The sequence below is a fragment of the Ruegeria sp. AH12 genome, assembly GCF_056541465.1.
Genome location: NZ_JBQFYL010000082.1, coordinates 1 through 1,116 on the forward strand (window position 1 = coordinate 1; position 1,116 = coordinate 1,116).

The following is a 1,116-nucleotide window of genomic DNA, read 5'->3' on the forward strand; positions in this document are numbered from 1 at the left end:
GCCACGGGTCCGCACATCATCGATGATCTGCGCCACGACCGCATCCACATCGGGGCTGTCCTCGCGCTTGGCGGACAACAGCGCCTGAAATGCAGGTTCGAAATCGGCGGAGGTCGTATCGAGGAAAGCGGGCATGTGAGAGACTCCGGAAGCGTTTCAACGGGTCTTATCGCCCGGGCCGGGTGGCCTCAACCCTTAGGCCGCTGGGTGCAGCGATTTGCGCATCGGGAATTGGGGGATGCCGTGCCATTCCGTCGGGTCGCCGACATCATGCCAGCCGTGCGCCAGATAGAACGAATGTGCCGTTTTGGTCGCGTGCAGATGCGCCTCAGAGGCGCCACGTGCTTGCAGTTCCTCTTCCAACCGGTGCAGCAGCGCTGCTCCGAGCCCGCGCCCTGCGTGATCGGGATCGACATAGAGCAGAGATATCTCACCCTCGCCACTTAAACCGCCCACTGCAGTAACCACTCCCACTTGCGTAGCGACCCAAAGGATTGCTCCACTATCGATCCAGTTTCGGACCGAAGCCGGATCCTTATTGGCAGACCAGCGGGAAAGGTTTTCGGGATTATCCAGATGATCCGCCCGACAGAGGTCACGGATCGATCGGATCAGAACACGGCTGATGTCGAATACATCAAACACGGTTGCCCGCCGCACCGCGATGCCGCGTGGCGGATTCGGGAAGGCCTGAGCGATGCCACGTTTATTCTTCACTCGGGGTGATGGGGCGCTTGTCCAGAAGGCGCCTTGTAGGGACGCGTCACATCCTTGAGCGTTGCATCGATGGCCTCAACCGACAGGCGGATCGCGCCGTCGCCTGCCAAGGTCAACAGGATTTGCCCCGCACCATCCTCGCTTGGCTCGAATTCGACCGAGAGCAGTGACAGGATCATGTCCTTGTCGCTGCGGTCGATGCCCTGACTGGCTACCGACAGAACCGAGCCGAACATCAAAACGGCCTGCACCCGCTCGTAGGCGCGACCGCGCCGGGCAGCGGCATCCTTGTCTTCCCAGCGAAAGCGATTGAGCAACAGCGCAAAGCGGCGCTGGCCGGGTTGCCATGTCATCTCGGTCACCGGGAAAACCGCATCCTGCGTCAGGGTCGCAATCACC

At 61.3% G+C, this 1,116-nt stretch carries 2 protein-coding genes and 1 pseudogene; all 3 read right to left on the bottom strand.

Annotated elements, in window-relative coordinates:
* Positions 1-135 (bottom strand): annotated as a pseudogene (locus ACR0EL_RS21760) (histidinol dehydrogenase); the annotation flags it as partial.
* Between the two features lie 60 nt (positions 136-195).
* Complete coding sequence (locus ACR0EL_RS21765) at positions 196-717, bottom strand: GNAT family N-acetyltransferase (protein WP_170398452.1); 522 nt, start codon at positions 715-717, stop codon at positions 196-198.
* Positions 714-1,116 (bottom strand): DUF2948 family protein (locus ACR0EL_RS21770; RefSeq protein ID WP_480502257.1); only part of this gene is annotated, 403 nt, incomplete at its 5' end. The genes ACR0EL_RS21765 and ACR0EL_RS21770, both read right to left, overlap by 4 nt.